Origin of the sequence: Flavobacterium flabelliforme (assembly GCF_017948675.1) — a bacterium.
Taxonomy (GTDB): Bacteria; Bacteroidota; Bacteroidia; order Flavobacteriales; family Flavobacteriaceae; genus Flavobacterium; species Flavobacterium pygoscelis.
Window position 1 is genome coordinate 998,541 of record NZ_JAGFBU010000001.1, and the last position, 19,306, is coordinate 1,017,846.

The window sequence follows — 19,306 nt, forward strand, 5'->3', positions numbered from 1 at the left end:
TAGTCTTTTATAAGAGCAGTTTAAAATTCAAGCCACTGATTCTCTATTTTATACTTTAAAATAGAAATTCAGTGGCCTTTTATTTGCAAAACTAAAACCTAGAAATGACATTTTGTGAATACCCAATAAGTTTTATATTAAAATAAAATAATAGATTATATTGCTACCACTAATCTAGCAATCAAAAAAGATCAAAATCTTACAAACTATGAAAAAAACAATACTATTATTACTCTTTTCTGTTTCTCTATTTTCACAAAAATCCATAATTGAATTTGAGTCTAAAGTTTTAGAAACCAAACGAGAAATAACGATTGGTCTTCCCGCTTCTTTTGAGAAAAACCCAAATAAAAAATATCCATTAGTCATCTTACTCGATGGAGATTACTTGTTTGATCCTTTTTATGGCGATCTGAATTACGGAGCGTATTGGGATGATTTACCAGAAACTATAGTAATCGGTATTAGCCAAAATAAAAATGGCGAACGAACTAATGACTCCTTTTACGATCCAGTAGATGGCGTTCCTACTAGAGAAGGCGCACGTTTTTTTGAATTTCTAGGAGCAGAATTACTCCCTTTTATTGAAAAAAAATATCCAGTTGCACCTTTCCGTATCATTGCAGGTCATGATATAACAGCAGGTTTCTTAAACTTTTTCCTCTATAAAGACAATCCTATTTTTGATGCTTATATCTCTTTAAGCCCTGAATTAGCAACAGAAATGGAAATCAGAATTCCAGAGCAACTTAAAAAACTTAAGAGACCTATTTATTATTACCAATCGTATGGCGAAGGAGATTTAAAGAAAATACAAAAATCCGTACAAGAGTTAGACGCAAGTATAAAACTAGTTACTAATCCGCAATTAAATTATAAATTAGATGTAATAAAAGGAGCTTCTCATTATTCGATGGTTTTACCTTCAATTCCAAATGCGTTGTATCATATTTTTCAAAATTACAGACCCATCACATCTACCGATTATGCAGAAAAAATAGTAGTATTAGAAAGTGGATATGTAGATTATTTAGTTAATAAATATGACGTTTTGTATAAAAACACCGGTATAAAACTTCCTATTCGTTTAAATGATTTTAAAGCAATAGAAGCAGCGATTATAAAAAATAAAGCTTATTCTGAATTGGATAAATTAGCAGAAGTAGCCAACAAGTATTATCCTAAATCAATGCTAGGAGATTATGAATTAGCATTGATGTTCGAGAAAATGGAAGATCCAAAAAAAGCAGCAAAATATTATTTGAGTGCTTCACAATCTGAAGAAATCAGCGACTTAACTAAACAAATGATGCTTGACAATTATGACCTAATGAAAAGTCAAATACCCAAAAAATAATGTCTAAAGTAAAAACAACTTTTTTCTGCCAAAATTGTGGCGCTCAATATGCCAAATGGCAAGGACAATGCAATTCGTGTAAGGAGTGGAATACTATTGCCGAAGAAATTATTCAGAAGCAAGAAAAAACTGCTTGGAAAAGTGAGAGTTCTGCGAATAGTAAAGCTCCAAAACCATTACGAATTGATGAAATTGATTCTGCTCAAGAAATAAGAATGGACACTACCGACGCAGAACTAAATCGAGTTCTTGGTGGCGGGATTGTTCCGGGCTCGCTTATCCTTTTGGGCGGAGAACCTGGCATTGGAAAAAGTACCCTTTTACTTCAGATCTCCTTAAAACTACCTTATAAAACACTATATGTTTCTGGAGAAGAAAGTCAGAAACAAATAAAAATGCGTGCCGAAAGAATTACTCCAAGCAGCGCCAATTGCTATATTCTAACCGAAACTAAAACTCAAAATATCTTTAAGCAAATTGAAGCTATTCAGCCTGAAATAGTAATTATCGATTCCATTCAAACCTTACATACAGATTATATAGAATCTACTGCTGGAAGTATCTCTCAAATTAGAGAAACTACGGCAGAGTTAATAAAATTTGCAAAAGAGACTAACATTCCTGTGATACTTATTGGACATATCACTAAAGATGGAACGATCGCGGGCCCAAAAATATTGGAACATATGGTTGATACGGTTCTTCAGTTTGAAGGCGATAGAAACCATGTGTACCGAATACTCCGTTCCTTAAAAAACCGATTTGGATCGACGGCCGAAATAGGAATTTATGAGATGCTAGGAAGTGGTTTGCGTGAAGTTTCTAATCCATCAGAAATATTAATTTCTCACAAAGACGAGCAACTTTCTGGAACAGCAATTGCGTCAACACTTGAAGGAATGCGTCCTTTGATGATAGAAATTCAAGCTTTAGTAAGCACGGCAGTTTACGGAACACCGCAACGCAGCACCACTGGTTATAACGCCAAAAGACTAAACATGATTTTGGCCGTTTTGGAAAAAAGAGCCGGTTTTAGATTGGGTGCCAAAGATGTATTTTTGAATGTAACCGGCGGAATTTCTGTAGATGATCCTGCTATCGATTTGGCCGTTGTTGCTGCTATTTTATCCTCAAATGAAGATATTGCTGTTAATAAAGATTTCTGTTTTGCTGGAGAAGTGGGGCTTTCTGGTGAGATACGTCCGGTGAACCGAGTAGATCAACGCATTCAGGAAGCAGAGAAGTTAGGATTTTCGACCATTTTTGTTTCTAAATACAATAAAATAGCACTTAAAAATAGTGGGATTACAGTTCGATTAGTAGCAAAAATCGAGGATGTAGCCGCAGAATTATTTGGATAAAACTAATTCTAAAAAAATACCAAACAAACCCTAAATGCTGATTATAAGTTATTTACATGTTAAATAGCAAATAATACTTATTTTAATAGTTTACCTTTATGTAACGAATCTTTACTTGCAGCGCAACTTAAAAAAGTACATTCTCATAAACAAACGCTTGTTAGAAAGTTATAGATTCATAATTTCTTTAAAGAAAAAATTATCTAATTTCATAAAGCAATAAGTAATGAAAAAGCAAGCGGGTATTTGGATTGACTCCACAAAAGCAATCATTGTAATTCTAGAGGAAGGAATAGAAAAAACAACAACACTTCAGTCTGATTTAGAAAACCGTGTTTATCACGATAAAGAAGGAGATAAAGGTAGTTTTTTTGGTAACCAACATATGGATTCTCAAAACACATTTGACGAAAGAATAAAACATCAAACCAATGCGTATCTTAAGGAAGTTATCGCAACTATAAAAGATTGCGACGAAATTTATATTTTTGGTCCTGCAGAAACAAAAACTAAATTAGAAAAGAAAATCCAAGAAGAAAAGTCAATTTTTAGTGGTAAATTAAAAGCTGTTGAAGCAGCAGAGAACATGACTTTGAAACAAATTATTGCAAAAGTCAAGCACTTTTATACTCCATAAACCAATTGATTTCATCAAAAAGGCAAGCCACAATCAAACGTTGCGGCTTTTTTGTGTTAATAATTAAAATTTAAAAAAGTTTAAAACTTATTTATCTAAATTTGTTTTCTTGTCTTTAAATTGATAAAACACCAACTCTTTAAAAAGACAGTTTTTAAATTCCACCTAATTAATGAAAAACAGAAAAAAGAAAATATTTTTATTCATTACAATACCACTTTTAATTCTGATAGTTATAGGTAGTGCCTTTTTTGTTTTTAGAGATTCTATTTTAAAAAAAGTAATTACTAAAGCAACATCAAAAATAGAAAAAGACTATGATAGCAATTTTACAGTTAAAGCCGCTAATTTTGAAGGTTTTTCAGGAATAAGCTTAACGGATGTAACTTTGACCCCAAAAAATGCAGACACTTTATTCAACATTCATAAAATAAGAACTAGTGTTAATATTTGGCAATTATTGTTGGGTGAAGTTCAATTAGGCACTTTAGAAATTAAAACAGGCTTTGTACAACTAACACAAAAAGGAGACCGTAAAAACTTTGAGGCTTTTCTGAAAAAAGACAATAAAGAATCTAAAAACAACGATAAAAAAGATTACGCAGCTTTTGCCTATAGAATTATTTCAAAAGTACTCAATCTGGTGCCAACAGATATGGATGTTGAAAATCTGACTTTTAAACTTGACGATAATGGCAAAAGAGCAACTATAAAAATCAACAAACTAATATTGTTAAATAAAGAATTAGAAACAGCAATCCACGTACAAACAAATACTTTTGAACAGCAATGGAAAATTAAAGGATATGCTGATCCTAGAAATAAAAAAGCAGATATTCGATTTTTTAATATTGATACAGGTGCCATAAAAGTTCCTTACTTTGACGAACGTTACGGACTTATTTCAAGTTTTGATTCTATTCGTTTAAACATCGAAAATATCAATCATAGTCGCGGAGAATTGCATATAGACGGTTACGCTTCTATCGCTAATTTAAAAATAAACCATCCAAAAATTGCCCGAAAAGATGTACTAATCAAAAACGCACGATTTGACTATCGTTTTTTATTAGGATCCAATTTTATCTCTGTAGATAGTAGCTCTACTGTGCAATTGAATAGTATTAAATTCAATCCATATTTATCTTATGAAACTGCCAAAGACACCGTTTATAAACTAAAGATAGCACTACCAAAAATGAAAGCGCAGGATTTCATATCTTCTCTCCCGGAGGGACTTTTTACTCATTTTCAAGGTATGGAAGCCGAGGGAAGTATTGATTACAAACTCGATTTTAAATACAATAAAAACAAACCCAATGAACTGGTTTTTGATAGTAATTTGAAAAAAGAAAACTTGAAGATTACAAAATATGGAGAAGCAAATTTAAACAAACTCAATAGCGAATTTATTTATCGTGCAATTATACAGGATGTGCTACAAAGACCAATTTTAGTAGGAAATGCGAATCCGAATTATACACCGCTCGAACAAATTTCTCCCTATTTAAGAAAAAGTGTCCTAACGACCGAAGATCCTTCCTTCTTTTCACATCGAGGTTTTATAAATGAGGCGTTCAAGCAATCTATAATCAAGAATATAAAAACCAAGAAATTTTCTCGTGGTGCTAGTACCATCAGCATGCAGTTAGTGAAAAATGTTTTTTTGACTCGAGAAAAAACATTGTCACGAAAACTAGAAGAAATCTTACTCGTTTATATTTTAGAAAATAACCGAATTGTAAGTAAAGAACGAATGTTAGAGGTTTATTTCAACATCATCGAATGGGGACCAAACGTTTACGGAATAGGCGAAGCAAGTCGTTTTTATTTCCAAAAAAATCCTGCCGATTTAGATTTAAATGAATGCTTGTATTTAGCTCGAATTATTCCGAGTCCAAAAAAATTCATGTACCAATTTAATGATGAGGGGAATTTAAGGGAATTTGCAGTAAAACAAGAATCTTTTTTAACAAATATTATGATTCGAAGAGGTCTTTTGACTCTTGACGACACGATTTATAAACAGCAAAAACTACATATTTCTGGTGCTGCAAAATCATATTTGAGATTAAAAGTAAAAGATTCTACCGCATTAGACTCATTGCCGAGCATAGAAGAATTTGAACTTTAAAAAAACATAAAAGCCCAATAAGAACCTAGTTTTCATTGGGCTTTTATGTTTTTTTATTATATAGAATAAACTAAGGTGCTGGATCTGGAATGATAGCCTGAACTTTATTGATTTGTTCTATTATTTCTTCTGAAAGAGAAACCTGAATCGTGTCTATATTCTCTTTTAATTGCTCTATTGATGTAGCCCCGATAATAGAACTCGTTACAAAAGATTGATGCGCTACAAATGCCAATGATAATTGGGTTAGTGATAATCCGTTTTGTTTTGCAATTTCATTATACAAATGAGCGGCCTGTGTACATTGTTCGCTGTTGTATCTCGTATATTGTGGGAAAAGTTTAATTCTTGCGTTAGGATGACTTTCTCCAGTAAGGAACTTTCCTGTCAAAACTCCAAAAGCCAATGGCGAATAAGCCAATAAACCTACATTTTCTCTAGTACAAACTTCTGAAGTACCCACTTCAAAAAGTCTATTTAATAAAGAATAAGGGTTTTGAACTGTTTTAATTCTTGGTAAATTATGGTATTTACTTTCTTCAAGAAAACGCATTATTCCCCAAGGATTTTCATTAGAAACGCCAATATGCTTTATCTTTCCTTCTTTTACAAATCCGTCTAAAGTTTCTAAAACCTGATGAATATTATCTTGCCAAGAATCATCTTGAACTTTAAAACCTCGTTGTCCAAAGCAATTGTTTTTTCGCTCTGGCCAATGCAATTGATAAATGTCTAAATATTCGGTTTGTAAGCGCTGCAAACTATTATCTAAAGCATATTTTAAACTTGCTGGAGAGAAATCAATTGTATCGCGCATGTAAGTGAAGTTGGGATTGGGCCCTGCAATTTTAGAGGCCAAAACCACTTCTTCTCTTTTTCCAGATTTTTTAAACCAAGTTCCAATAATTTTCTCTGTACTTCCGTAAGTTTCTTTACTGGCTGGAACAGAATACATCTCTGCAGTATCAAAAAAATTAACTCCATTTTCAAATGCATAATCCATTTGTGCGTGACCTTCGGCTTCTGAGTTTTGTTGTCCAAAAGTCATTGTACCAAGACATATCTTACTCACTTTTATATCCGTATTGGGTAAAGTAGTGTATTTCATTTTTTGATAATTCTAAATTAAGTTACAAAAGTATAGGTTATAAAACTTTTCGGTTTCTCCTTTAACTATTTTTAAGAAACGTTTATGGTTATCCGTATAAAAAAAGGCTCAAAATTAAAACTTTGAGCCTTTTTTGTATTTATTTTAGAATTGAATTTTAGTTTAAGTCATTCAACATATCTGCGATTTCATCTAATCTAGGTGTTAGAATAATTTCTATTCTACGGTTTTTCGCTTTCCCTTCTGCGGTGGCATTACTCACTAATGGAGAATACTCACTTCTACCAGCAGCAGTAAGATTCTTTCTGTTTATTTTTTTGTTTTCACTTAAAATAGAAACAATTGCCGTTGCTCTTTTTGTTGATAAATCCCAGTTATCAGCAATAGGACCTGAAGCTGTAAAAGCGTCATTATCTGTGTGTCCTTCTATAAGAACTGAAATTTCTGGATTATCGCCCAACACTTTACCCACTTCCGTAACTGCTTTTTTCCCTTCAGTACCTACAGCATAACTTCCAGAATTAAAAAGAAGTTTATTCTCCATAGACACATACACTTTTCCGTTTTTTTGCTCGACTGTTAAGCCTTTGCCTTCAAAACTATTTAATGCTTTAGAAAGTGTTTCTTTTAGTTTTTTCATGCTTGCTTCCTTAGCAGCAATCAAATTTTCTAACTCTTGTAAGCGTTGTGCATTTTTATTTAATCGTTCTTGCTCTAGAGCCAATGCTTTTCCTTTTTCGTCTAATTGCCCTAACAAGTCACGATTTTTCTTCATGTTACTTTGCAAAGCATCGTCGCTATTTTTTTCTAAAGCAGTGTAAGAATCTTGCAATACTTTAAATTTATCTTGAGCGGCAGCATAATCTGCTTTTAGCTTATTGAGTTCGGCTTTAGATTTATTAAAATCTGATGTCATAGCCTCACGATCTAATTCTAATTGGCTTTTTGACTTAAGCAAATCGGCATTCTCATCAGCAATACTTCTATTTTCCTTCTTTAAATCAGCGAACTTATTTTCTAAGTCATTGTATATTTTTTTCGAGACACAAGACGTAGAAAGCGCTAATGCCAATACTCCAATGGAAATTTTTTTTATCATTTTGTTTAAATATTTAGTGGTATTATTAAAAATCAAAAATAGGAATTGTATTCTAATTCCCTAGCCCTGATAGTAGTGAAAATCCTTTTTGCTTTTAATTAAAAGCAAAAAGATTGCAACGTATAGCAGGAATAGCTCCTAATTGTTCTTTTTATTATAAATTACTCAATTTCTACTAAAATTGGACAATGATCAGAATGAATGGCATCTGATAAAATTACCGCTCTTTTAAGCCTGTGTTTTAGCGAATCACTAACTAAATTGTAATCTATTCGCCATCCTTTATTATTTCCTCTGGCACCTGCACGATAACTCCACCAAGAATATTGATGTGGTTCTTTATTAAAATGACGGAAACTGTCTACAAATCCGGATTTCATAAAAGTATCCAACCATTTTCTTTCTTCAGGTAGAAATCCAGAAACATTTTTATTGCGAACAGGATCGTGAATATCGATAGCCTCATGACAAATATTGTAGTCACCACCAATAATCAAATTCGGTATTTCTTTTTTTAAATCATTGATATACTGCTGAAAATCATCCATAAACATAAACTTATGATCCAAGCGTTCGATATTAGTTCCTGATGGCAAATACAAACTCATTACAGAGACGTCATCAAAATCTGCTCTAATATTCCTACCTTCAAAATCCATGTGGTGAATTCCTGTACCATAGACCACATTGTTAGGCTTAGTTTTAGATAAAATAGCCACTCCACTGTATCCTTTTTTGGTTGCAGAATAATAATATTGATAAGGATATCCTGCCTGAGATATCGCCTCTACAGGGATTTGATCTTCTGTAGCCTTAATTTCCTGAAGACAAATAACATCTGGATTTGCGTGTTGCAACCAGTCTATAAAACCTTTGGAAATGGCAGCCCTAATTCCGTTGACGTTGTATGAAATAATTTTCATGAAATAATTTTTAGAGTTTCAAAAGTAATAAAAAAGAAGAAGTTTGATTCAGAAAAATAGAGAAAATGGAGTTTTTTGCTATCTTTGTTTCTTGCTCTAAAAACAAGAAATAAATGGGTTTAGTAACCGCCAAAGAAGTTGCAAAGGCAATAAATGTAGATAAGTATGGTGTTCTTGGGACTTTTTCAGGATGGATGCTGATGAAGTTGCTGAAGATCTCTACGTTAAATAAAGTATACAATAGAAATAGACATCTTAAAGATGTTGCTTTTTTGAATGGAATATTAGATGATTTACAAATAAAATTCGAAATTCCTGAAGAAGATTTGAAGCGTTTGCCTAAAGAAGGCGCTTATATTACCATTTCAAACCATCCTTTAGGAGGAATTGACGGTGTTTTACTTTTGAAATTAATGCTCGAAAGAGAACCTAATTTCAAGATTATTGCTAATTTTTTATTGCATAGAATTCGACCTTTAAAAAAATACATCATGCCAGTAAATCCTTTTGAAAATCATAAGGATTCTAAATCTAGTGTGGTAGGAATTAAAGAAACACTACGCCATTTAAGTGACGGAAAACCATTAGGTATTTTCCCAGCTGGAGAAGTTTCGACTTATAAAGATGGCAAACTAGTTGTAGATAAACCTTGGGAAGAAGGTGCGATTAAAGTTATCCGAAAAGCTCAGGTTCCTGTTGTTCCTATCTATTTTCATGCTAAAAACAGCCGTTTGTTTTATTTACTTTCTAAAATTAGTGGCACTTTTAGAACTGCAAAATTACCTTCAGAAGTTTTTAGTCAAAAGAACCGTGTAATTAAAGTTCGTATTGGGAAAGCTATTTCTGTGAATGAACAAAATGAGTACAAGACTATAGAGGAATATTCTGAATTTTTAAGAAAGAAAACCTACATGTTGGCTAATCCTTTTGAGAAAGAAAGCCATTTTTTACCAACACCAACCTTAAAAATCGCAAAAAGTCCAAAGAAAATTGTTACAGCTGCTAATAGTTCGCAAATAATTTCTGAGGTAGAAATTGCCAGAGAAAATGGTTGCCGACTGTTGCAAAGTAAAAACTACGAAGTCTTTTTTACAGAAGCCAATAAAATACCAAACATACTACACGAAATTGGACGTTTGAGAGAGATTACCTTTAGAGAAGTGGGCGAAGGCACCAATGAATCTATTGATATTGACAAATTTGATAACTACTATCACCACATGTTTCTATGGGACGATGACGCAAAAAAAGTTGCTGGCGCCTATAGAATGGGATTGGGTTCTGAAATTTATCCAAAGTATGGTATGGAAGGTTTTTATCTAAATGATCTTTTTCGTTTTGAGCCAGAATTACATGATATGATGAACAAATCGATTGAAATGGGTCGTGCATTCATCATCAAAGAATACCAACAAAAACCAATGCCTCTTTTCTTACTTTGGAAAGGAATCATTCATACTACGTTGCGTTATCCAGAACATAAATTTTTATTAGGTGGTGTAAGTATTAGCAATCAATTTTCTGATTTCTCTAAATCTCTGATGATAGAATTTATGAAGTCTAACTATTATGACCCTTATATTGCACAATATATACATCCTAAAAAAGAGTATAAGGTAAAACTTAAAGATGCTGATAAGGATTTCATTTTTGATGAAGCTGAATCAGACTTAAATAAGTTCGATAAGATTATTGATGAACTTGAACCTGGTAGTTTACGATTGCCTGTTTTGATAAAAAAATACATTAAACAAAACGCAAAAGTGGTCGCTTTTAATGTAGATCCGCTCTTTAATAATGCCATTGATGGATTAATGTACATTCGTATTGCAGATATTCCAGAAAGCACAATGAAACCCGTGATGGAAGAGTTCCAAAAAGAACTTGAAAGAAAACTACACGAAAAAGAGGATTAATAAAATTCAATTTATAAAAAAATCCCATTGCAATTCTAAGCAATGGGATTTTTTTTGTTTTATCTCCAGATAGACTCTTTTAAAATAGCATCTAAAGAATTATTTCTTATAAATAAAATCAGTCGTATAATGTGATATGTAATAAGAAAAAAGCCCAAACTATAGGCTAGCTTTTTATTGTACATAATTCCGTTCAAATACTCCCTTTTAGTAATTATTTCTAGCGATAAAACTGCAACACTCAACAAGCAAAAAGCAATTACAAAAGGTCCTAAAACATGATAAGATATGCTCTTGTAAAAATCACCTTGATATAAATAAACCAGTGATTTTGTTATACCACAACCCGGACACGGGAAACCAGTTGCCATTTTAAAAGGACATAAAGATTGATCCGTTTCTAAATGATTATCAGCATTAAAAAGCATTAGCAAAAAAGGAATGACTAGTACCAGAATAGCACCTACAATACCGTAAATTTTACGTTTGTTCTTTGTACTATTTATATAATTTATTGATTTCATTTTGAACGATCATTGCAGCAACCATTGGAAATAAAAAACCTAAAACTAGCAATAAAACAGTATCGTCTTTTTGAGCTGAGCCCGATCTACGGTAAACATCTGGCAATCCATCTCTACCCGCTAGATAGAAAAAATAAATATTAACAGGATAACAACAACCAGCAAAGATGGCTATTGGCTGCGAGATAACTTCTCTTTCAGAAACAGCTTCAAAAACCTCGGCGATTTTAACATTCCAATAAATAAGATAGAGGCCACAAGTTAAAAAACCTAAAATTAATACTAAAATAGGATCTACATTAAATACCGGAATAGGTTTGTTGGGTGTGTTCCATGTTTCTTTTACGATTTCTGTCATTTTGGTTTGGTTTAGTTATTATTAAATTTAAAATGTTTAATGAGTTCCTTTATCAAAATAGTTCTGGTTGTATAAACCACAACAATATTTACTCATAAGTCTATTATAGAAGCAAAGTTGTTACACTTGCAAGTGTTTATTTCTTTAAAATGACTATCAATAAAGATTTAGATAAAATATTTCGCTTTAATTTTATCAGCAATAACCTGTGCTAATCGCTCGTGGCTTTCAAATGTCCAACCAGCAATATGTGGTGTTAAGATAGCATTTTTGGCTTTCAATAGATACTGAAAAGCTTCTGGAGTTTGTTTGTCTTGAAAAAGGGTTTCAAAAGATCCTTTTTCATATTCTAAAACATCCAAACCAGCACCTAGAATCTTACCCGATTGCATTGTTGCAACTAAATCGGCCGTTACAATATTATTGCCTCTAGAGGTATTTATAATCCAAAATGGTTTCTCGAAATCGTTAATAAATTCGGAATTAACCATTTTATCCGTTTCCTCCGTCCAAGGGATATGCAAACTCAATACATCTATATTTTTCTGTAATTCTTCTAATGTGACTTGTCTAGCATTAGTATCACCCACATTTTCCTTTATATCATAACACAGCACTTTTACATCAAAACCTTGGAGTTTTTTAGCAAAAGCTTTCCCCATATTTCCGTAACCAATAATCCCTACTGTTTTACCATCAAGCTCATAGCCTCGATTGCTTTCTCTATTCCAATGACCGGATTGAATCTCACTGTGCGCTTGATTCAATTTGTTAAAAAGAGAAAGGATCATTCCTAAAGCATGCTCTGCAACAGCATTTCGATTCCCTTCTGGCGCAGCTATAAGAGTTATATTTTTGCTTTTAGCATAATCACAATCGATACTTTCTAATCCTGCTCCTACTCGAGCGATAAATTGCAAATTAGTAGCTTTATCCAAAAAAGTTTGATCAATTTTGAAACGGCTGCGAATCACGATTCCTTGATAATCGTGAATTTTATTTTCAATTTCTTCTTTTGAAGAAGTGAAGTCGCTATGATTTATAAATCCAGCATCTTGAAGTTTATCCCATAAAACGGAATTATTACTATCTATGTGAAGCACTTTAATATCCATAAAAAATTATATTTTTTTGATACCTCAAATAAACAAAAAAATTACGGTTTATCATTTTTAGAAAGGTATTTTGAGTCTAAATTTGTAAATTAGCGCTCTCAATTTTTATTACCTTATAAACAAACGTAATAAATGAAAACTGAAAAATGAAATTAACAAAAACGTTCAAAGCTTTTTTTGAAAGCGAAAAATCGGGTGGTCTTTTATTGCTTTCTGTAACCATTCTTTCTCTTTTATTGGCTAATTCACCTATTCAAACAGATTACATTGCATTTTGGGAAACCAATCTTGGCAGTCATTCAATCACTCATTGGATAAATGACGGCTTAATGACTATTTTCTTTCTATTGATCGGGTTAGAATTAGAACGTGAGATGTATCAAGGAGAATTATCTAATATAAAAAATGCATCCTTACCAATTTTTGGCGCTTTAGGTGGAATGATTGTACCAGCGGGATTGTTTCTTCTTTTGAATTTTGGAACAATAACACAAAATGGCGCAGGTATTCCTATGGCGACTGATATTGCATTTGCCATTGGTATTTTATCCCTTTTGGGAAATCGTGTTCCTACTTCTCTAAAAGTTTTTTTAACGGCTCTTGCTGTTATAGATGACATCGGTGCCATTTTAGTAATTGCAGTATTCTATACCGACAATATTGCTTTTACCAACTTACTTATTGCGTTTGCCATAATGGGTTTCTTGTTTATTCTTAACAGAAGAAAAGTTCATAATTTGCTTCCTTATCTAATAGGTGGTGCTGCCATGTGGTATTTTATGCTAAATTCTGGTGTTCATGCAACAATAACAGGAGTTTTATTGGCGTTTGTAATCCCTTTTGGTGATGGTAGCAAGAAAACTTCTTCGTATAAATTACAGCACTTTTTACACAATCCTGTAGCTTTTATCATTCTTCCGTTATTCGCTATGGCCAATACAGGAATCGCAATAGGTTCTGATTGGCATGAAGGTTTAAATCATCCTAATACAATTGGTATTATCGTTGGTCTTGTTGTTGGGAAACCATTAGGAATATGGCTTTTCTCGTTTGCAGCAGTTAGTTTTGGCATTTGCACCTTACCTAAAGATTTAAAATGGACCAATATTTTAGGAGCCGGAATGCTTGGAGGAATAGGATTTACAATGTCTATATTTATAACATTGCTCGCTTTTAAGAATGACGGACAAGAAGTGATTACGTATTCTAAAATAGCCATTTTAATAGCTTCTTTTATTGCTGGAACAATTGGTTTTTTATGGTTGAAATACAACTTGAAACCAGACAGAAGAAGAAAGTAAATTACTTTATATAACACATAAAAAAAGCCCTAGTTTAATATTAAACTAGGGCTTTTTTGTATTCAATACAATAAAAATTGCTGAAAGAACAACTTACTTTTAGTACAATAGTTATCCTTTAATTTGCTTTAAAGAAGTTTTAATACCTCTAATCAATGACGAACTAAAACCATGCATCTCCATTTCATTTAATCCTGCAATAGTACAACCTTGAGGTGTAGTTACACGGTCTATTAATTGTTCTGGATGTACTTTTTCCTCTAAGAGCATTTCTGCAGCTCCTTTGACTGTTTGGGCAGAAATAGCTAATGCAGTTTGCCAATCAAAACCAATCTCTATTCCTGCTTGCATAGAAGCTCTTATGTAGCGCAAAGCAAAAGCAGTTCCACTAGCAGCAAGAACAGTAGCAGCATCCATCAATTTTTCGTCAATAATAGGAGCAGTTCCTAAACTTTGAAAAAGCGAAATCACACTCTGTGCTTTTACTGAGTTTTTTTCTTGAAAAGCAATACACGTAGCCGATGCACCAAACTGCGCTGCAATGTTTGGCATAATTCTGATGGCAGTATTAGAATCTCCTATTTTACTTTGCAAGTTTTCAATAGAAAGACCACTGACAGCAGAAGCAATAGTTTTATTTGAAATTACAGGTAGAATTTCATTCAAAACAACATCAACCTGATAGGGTTTTATGGTCAAAATAATAATATCAGCTTCTTGAATTTGATGTATGTTATTACTAGAAACAGTTGCCCCTAACTTCTCCAGATACAAAATACTTGAAGTATTTCTCCTGGTTATGGTTACTTGGTTATCCGATGAGAATTTAGACAATCCTAAGGCTATAGAAACACCTAGGTTGCCGCCGCCAATAATATGTACTTTCATGCTGGTTTTGGTTTGTCTATCATTTAGCACAAATCCCTTGAAGAAATTGTATTTAAAAGAAAGAATGGATTGGTTAGTTGTATTTTTTTGAAACTCTATTTAAAAACCTAATATCAGTTTTGCAATAGAGAAATAAATCAAAATTCCACATATATCATTACTTGTGGTTATAAAAGGCCCTGTTGCCAGCGCGGGATCTATTCCAAATTTATCTAATAATAGTGGGATAAAAGTTCCAATTAATGATGCAATAATAATTACAGAAATTAAGGCAATAGTGACAATTATACCAATAATAAATTCAACGTTCAATAAAAAATGACTTCCTAAAAACAAGATAATTGCTAGAATAACTCCATTTAGTAAGCTTAAAGAAACTTCTTTTACCAATCTATTAAATAACGATCCGCTAAGGGTATTATTTGCCAATCCTTGCACAATGATTGCCGAAGATTGTACGCCAACATTTCCTGCCATTGCAGCTATTAAAGGGGTAAAAAAGAACAATTTCCCATGCTCTTCCATTGCGCCTTCAAATAAACCTAGCACTCTAACAGAAACAAAACCTCCTAAAAGTGCTAATACAAGCCAAGGCAAACGCGCCTTTGTATGCTCAAGAATACTATCATCGGCTTCCACATCTTGAGAAATACCCGCAGCTAATTGGTAATCCTGATCGGCTTCTTCCTTGATTACGTCTAAAATATCATCAATTGTTATCCTTCCAACCAAACGACCCAATTCATCTACAACTGGAATGGCTTCTAAATCGTATTTTTGCATGATACGAGCGACCTCAACATCTTCAGTATCAACTTTTACAGAGTTTAATTTTCTAATGTAAACATCACTAATAGCTGTTCTTGATGAAGTTGTGAGCAAGTCTTTAAGTGACAAACGCCCTTTCAATCTATCCTCATCATCTACCACATAAATAGAATGCACTCGAGAAATGTTTTCGGCCTGCATACGCATTTCTTTTACACAAGTAAGCACATTCCAATTTTCATTGACTTTCACCAACTCTTTATGCATAATTCCACCAGCGGTTTCCTCATCATAACGAAGCAAGTCCACAATATCCTTGGCATGCTCAACATCCTGAAGTTCTGATATTACCTCCGCTTTCAAATCTTGTGAAAGCTCCCCAATAATATCAGCCGCATCATTAGTTTCTAACTCATCTAATTCTTCTGCAATCTCTTTTGCTGAAAGTCTACTTAATATATTTTCACGAAGATCATCCTCTAACTCTAGAAGAATTTCGGCTGTTTTATCACTATCTAGAACTTTAAAAATATAGGTTGCTTCATTAAAATCCAGCTCATCAAGAATTTCTGCAATATCAGCATGGTGCATATCATTCAATAAAACCTCCAATTGCTTGTCGTTCTTATTTTGAATAAGTAGCTCTAATTCCTGAATTAATTCTTTACTGATTTTAAACTCCATCGGCTTCTATTTTTTGAGTCAATTCTATAAATTGTTCTACATTAAGTTGTTCTGGTCTAAGATCAAAAACAATATCTTCACGTAATTTATCAGATAAGTTCATAGTTTTTAAACTATTGCGAAGTGTTTTTCTGCGTTGTTGAAAAGCCGTTTTGACTACCGTAAAAAATAATTTTTCTCCACAAGGCAAACTATAATCTTCTTTTCTGCGCAAGCGTAAAACACCCGATTTTACTTTTGGTGGTGGTATAAATACATTTTCGTCTACAGTAAATAAATATTCAGCATCATAAAAAGCTTGTACTAAAACTGATAGAATTCCGTAAGCTTTTGTTCCTTTTTTTTCACAAATGCGTTGTGCCACTTCTTTTTGGAACATTCCAGCAAACTCAGGAATCTGGTTGCGATATTCTAATGCTCTAAAAACAATTTGAGTCGAAATATTATAAGGGAAATTGCCAATAATTGCAAACTGTTTGCCTTCAAAAATTTCGTTGATATTGTATTTCAAGAAATCCTTAGAGATGATTTTATCTTTTAATTTAGGATAATTTTCATCTAAATAAGTAACTGATTCTGTATCGATTTCAATTACATAAGTATTGATAGGTTTATCCAATAAATATTTAGTCAAAACACCCATTCCAGGTCCAATTTCTAAAACATCATCATAACCAACTAAGTTCAGCGTATCTGCAATATCTTTTGCAATGCTTTCATCTTTTAAGAAATGCTGTCCCAGATGTTTTTTGGCTTTTACTTTTTCCATATTTTAATTGCGAGGCACAAGGCATTCTCGCTTAATTTTAGTGTTATATTCTCTCACAAGACTTTAAAAATAACCCTTGAGAATGATTTAGCAGATAAGTGCTAACTGTATTTATTTTTTAGCTAAGAACACAATTAGAAAGTGATTCTAGATTTGAAACACAAGAAATTTAATCTATATTTAATGATCAGAAATCAATTCTAATTCCGTTCTAAATGCTAGCATTTTATCACCAAATAATTTCTGTCCTTCTTCGCGAAAACCTGCTGCATCTTCTTGATAATATTTTTCGAGCGTTTCTTTGCTATCGGTGGTATATTGAACAGAATAGGTTGTTCCGCCCATTTCTTCTTCAATTAAAACACGAACCATTCTGGCTGAAGAAAATTTTCCTGTCGCTAGAACTTCTGGAATATGCTTGTGACGCATCCAAACCATCCATTGGTCGTGCACGCTTTCGTGTATGTTTGTGGTAACGTTGTATATGATCATTATTTTTATTTAGTGTTTTAATTTTGAATCAAGACTTATGTAAAATCTACTCTCAAAATGGTTAATCTTCAATGTAAAATCATTTTATAAATTCGTATCGCCTCGCAATTGTCTGAATTTTTTTCTAGCTTCAACAAAATAAATACTGTCTTGATGATTAAAAATTATCTTCTCGTACAAAGGTTTTGCTTTTTCAGGTTCTTTTAGTTCTTTGTTATAAATTTCGGCCGAAAAAAACAATGCTTCATCACTATAAATCCCTTCAGCGTGATGATCAATTATGCTTTGATACTGGCTTAAAGCCAAAGTAAAATCACCTAGTTTTTCGTAAACTTGTCCCAATCGCAATAATGTAACTGCTTCTATTTCTTGGCCTTTAAAACTTTTTAAAATAGATTGAAATTGTGCAATTGCTTCTTGGTTTCTATTTTGATATAAAAGATAATCTCCTTTTGCAAATTGTTTTAATGCCGTTTGAGTAGAATCTGCAGCGGTATTATCATTTATTAATAAAAAATATTCTAAAGCATCGTTAGCAATCAACTGTGTGTTGGCTGCTTTTAATTCTTTAAATTGCTTTAACGCCCAATCAAAATCTGTTTTAAAATAACTAGTTTTAGCCGCTTTTAAAGTAGCTTCATGTGCTAGAACATCATTTTTTAAGTCCAATTCAATCTGCGAATAATACAATAATGCTTGATTAAATTTTTCTTCATAGAGAAAAATATCTGCCAACTCCATTTTAGCTTTGGCCGCATCATATTCATTCAATCGCAATTCTAAAGCTTTCTTTACAATTGCCTTAGCTTCTTCTGGTTTTTTTAAATTAAACGCTACAAAATGTGCCTGAATCAATTGCAAAGATAAGGTAAATGGACTTATCTCATATTCTCGCAATAAATTAGACAGATCGGTATTTATAATGGGCAAATCTTTTTCAGTGGCTTTTTCGATTCTCATCTCCATCAAATAGGAATTCGCCTGAATTAACAATTCTAAATCTTTAGTATTTTGCAACACAAATACTAAAATTTCCTGTGCTGCTTCCTGATTGTCTTCCTCTATTGCCAATTGTGCTAGGTTTACAATACTGTTAAGCGATTCTGGATTGCGTTTATAAATCGCTTTTTCCTGTACAAATGCTTTTTCAAACTCTTTTTGTTGAACGTAAAACCAACTTAAATAGCGATTCCAAAAAATGTCTTGATTTTTTTGTGTTCTCAAAATCAGTGCTTTTCTGAGCATTTCATTAAAATTGGCATCTCCATCATCTGCCAGATAACGTACAAATTGATTTTGAATTCTAATTGCATTTTGAGGATTCTTGTAAGCATCATCTAAAAAAGTTCCAATCATCATTTCTGTATTACCCAACTGACCGTAAAGCAAACCTATTTGGAAATTAAAATTATCATTAGGTTCAATTGCTATGGCGGTTTGATATGCTTTTAAAGCATATTCTAAGAGCACTTTTCGCTCAAAAGAGGTAGAAATGCCATATACTTCCATTGGGTTTTTCTTGATGCGGTCTAAAGCTTGATCATAATAAGAAGTGGCTTTAGTTTCTTTTTTTTGCAACTGAAAATTATAACCCAATTCTACAAGAAGCGTACCTTGCTTGTATTTATCCAAACGTTGTTGAATGGCTTTCTCAGCAACATCAAATTGCTGTAATTGCTGATAACAATCAATAGTTCTTAAAAAATATTGTGTGTTTTGAGGCGTATTCTGTAATAATTCTTCAAAACCAATTTTAGCTTTTTCAAAATCTCCTTTTTCATAATAATACTGCGCTAATTGTTCGTTTTGAGCGAATCCAAATAGCGACACTAATAAAGTAATAAAGAGGAAAAAAAATCTCATATTTATTGT

The 19,306-nt window shown here is 32.6% G+C and carries 17 protein-coding genes; 6 read left to right on the plus strand and 11 right to left on the minus strand.

Features of this window, described 5'->3' with window-relative positions; translation table 11 throughout:
* The first annotated feature begins 208 nt into the window (after window positions 1-208).
* The 4 genes from J3S90_RS04390 to J3S90_RS04405 all read left to right on the plus strand — a co-directional run bounded on the left by J3S90_RS04390 (window position 209) and on the right by J3S90_RS04405 (window position 5,489).
* Window positions 209-1,357, plus strand: coding sequence for an alpha/beta hydrolase (locus J3S90_RS04390; RefSeq protein WP_210644988.1), 1,149 nt, complete (start codon window positions 209-211; stop codon window positions 1,355-1,357).
* On the plus strand, window positions 1,357-2,718 hold the full coding sequence (gene radA, locus J3S90_RS04395; protein WP_210644990.1) for a DNA repair protein RadA: 1,362 nt from the start codon (window positions 1,357-1,359) through the stop codon (window positions 2,716-2,718). The genes J3S90_RS04390 and radA overlap by 1 nt, the downstream gene beginning before the upstream one ends.
* Window positions 2,719-2,944: 226 nt before the next feature.
* Window positions 2,945-3,355, plus strand: coding sequence for a hypothetical protein (locus J3S90_RS04400; RefSeq protein ID WP_210644991.1), 411 nt, complete (start codon window positions 2,945-2,947; stop codon window positions 3,353-3,355).
* A 172-nt stretch (window positions 3,356-3,527) separates the two neighbouring features.
* The gene (locus tag J3S90_RS04405; protein ID WP_210644992.1) at window positions 3,528-5,489 is read left to right on the plus strand and encodes a transglycosylase domain-containing protein; all 1,962 of its coding nucleotides are present in this window, start codon (window positions 3,528-3,530) and stop codon (window positions 5,487-5,489) included.
* A gap of 70 nt (window positions 5,490-5,559) precedes the next feature.
* Here J3S90_RS04405 and J3S90_RS04410 read toward each other — a convergent pair whose 3' ends face one another.
* The 3 genes from J3S90_RS04410 to J3S90_RS04420 form a co-directional block, all read right to left on the minus strand.
* On the minus strand, window positions 5,560-6,597 hold the full coding sequence (locus J3S90_RS04410) for an aldo/keto reductase (protein WP_210644994.1): 1,038 nt from the start codon (window positions 6,595-6,597) through the stop codon (window positions 5,560-5,562).
* 157 nt (window positions 6,598-6,754) lie between these two features.
* Window positions 6,755-7,696, minus strand: a complete 942-nt coding sequence (locus J3S90_RS04415) for an OmpA/MotB family protein (RefSeq protein WP_210644996.1) — start codon at window positions 7,694-7,696, stop codon at window positions 6,755-6,757.
* Window positions 7,697-7,857: 161 nt separating this feature from the next.
* Window positions 7,858-8,619 (minus strand): exodeoxyribonuclease III, encoded by a 762-nt coding sequence (locus J3S90_RS04420; protein WP_210644997.1) that lies wholly within the window; start codon window positions 8,617-8,619, stop codon window positions 7,858-7,860.
* Between the two features lie 113 nt (window positions 8,620-8,732).
* On the opposite strand from J3S90_RS04420, the gene J3S90_RS04425 reads away from it, so the two are divergent.
* A complete protein-coding gene (locus tag J3S90_RS04425; RefSeq protein ID WP_188049159.1) occupies window positions 8,733-10,535 on the plus strand; it encodes a GNAT family N-acyltransferase in 1,803 nt (600 codons plus the stop codon).
* Between the two features lie 59 nt (window positions 10,536-10,594).
* Here the strand turns inward: J3S90_RS04425 and J3S90_RS04430 are convergent, their stop codons facing one another.
* From J3S90_RS04430 to J3S90_RS04440, 3 genes are all read right to left on the minus strand, one after another.
* Window positions 10,595-11,059 carry a DUF2752 domain-containing protein gene (locus J3S90_RS04430; protein ID WP_188049160.1) on the minus strand — a complete coding sequence of 155 codons (465 nt, stop codon included), beginning with the start codon at window positions 11,057-11,059 and terminating at the stop codon, window positions 10,595-10,597.
* Window positions 11,034-11,417, minus strand: coding sequence for a DUF4234 domain-containing protein (locus J3S90_RS04435; RefSeq protein ID WP_188049161.1), 384 nt, complete (start codon window positions 11,415-11,417; stop codon window positions 11,034-11,036). Before J3S90_RS04435 ends, J3S90_RS04430 begins: the two co-directional genes overlap by 26 nt.
* Before the next feature lie 167 nt (window positions 11,418-11,584).
* On the minus strand, window positions 11,585-12,532 hold the full coding sequence (locus tag J3S90_RS04440) for a 2-hydroxyacid dehydrogenase (protein WP_210644999.1): 948 nt from the start codon (window positions 12,530-12,532) through the stop codon (window positions 11,585-11,587).
* 146 nt (window positions 12,533-12,678) lie between these two features.
* Here J3S90_RS04440 and nhaA point away from each other — a divergent pair, with 146 nt between their 5' ends.
* Window positions 12,679-13,833, plus strand: coding sequence for a Na+/H+ antiporter NhaA (nhaA, locus tag J3S90_RS04445; protein WP_188049163.1), 1,155 nt, complete (start codon window positions 12,679-12,681; stop codon window positions 13,831-13,833).
* A gap of 111 nt (window positions 13,834-13,944) precedes the next feature.
* Here the strand turns inward: nhaA and proC are convergent, their stop codons facing one another.
* From proC to J3S90_RS04470, 5 genes are all read right to left on the minus strand, one after another.
* The gene (gene proC, locus J3S90_RS04450; RefSeq protein ID WP_210645001.1) at window positions 13,945-14,721 is read right to left on the minus strand and encodes a pyrroline-5-carboxylate reductase; all 777 of its coding nucleotides are present in this window, start codon (window positions 14,719-14,721) and stop codon (window positions 13,945-13,947) included.
* 99 nt (window positions 14,722-14,820) lie between these two features.
* Window positions 14,821-16,173 carry a magnesium transporter gene (mgtE, locus tag J3S90_RS04455; protein ID WP_188049165.1) on the minus strand — a complete coding sequence of 451 codons (1,353 nt, stop codon included), beginning with the start codon at window positions 16,171-16,173 and terminating at the stop codon, window positions 14,821-14,823.
* Window positions 16,163-16,942, minus strand: a complete 780-nt coding sequence (rsmA, locus tag J3S90_RS04460) for a 16S rRNA (adenine(1518)-N(6)/adenine(1519)-N(6))-dimethyltransferase RsmA (protein WP_210645003.1) — start codon at window positions 16,940-16,942, stop codon at window positions 16,163-16,165. The genes mgtE and rsmA overlap by 11 nt, the downstream gene beginning before the upstream one ends.
* 180 nt (window positions 16,943-17,122) lie before the next feature.
* The gene (locus J3S90_RS04465) at window positions 17,123-17,434 is read right to left on the minus strand and encodes a DUF4286 family protein (RefSeq protein ID WP_188049167.1); all 312 of its coding nucleotides are present in this window, start codon (window positions 17,432-17,434) and stop codon (window positions 17,123-17,125) included.
* Window positions 17,435-17,518: 84 nt separating this feature from the next.
* Complete coding sequence (locus tag J3S90_RS04470) at window positions 17,519-19,297, minus strand: tetratricopeptide repeat protein (RefSeq protein ID WP_210645005.1); 1,779 nt, start codon at window positions 19,295-19,297, stop codon at window positions 17,519-17,521.
* Window positions 19,298-19,306 lie beyond the last annotated feature (9 nt).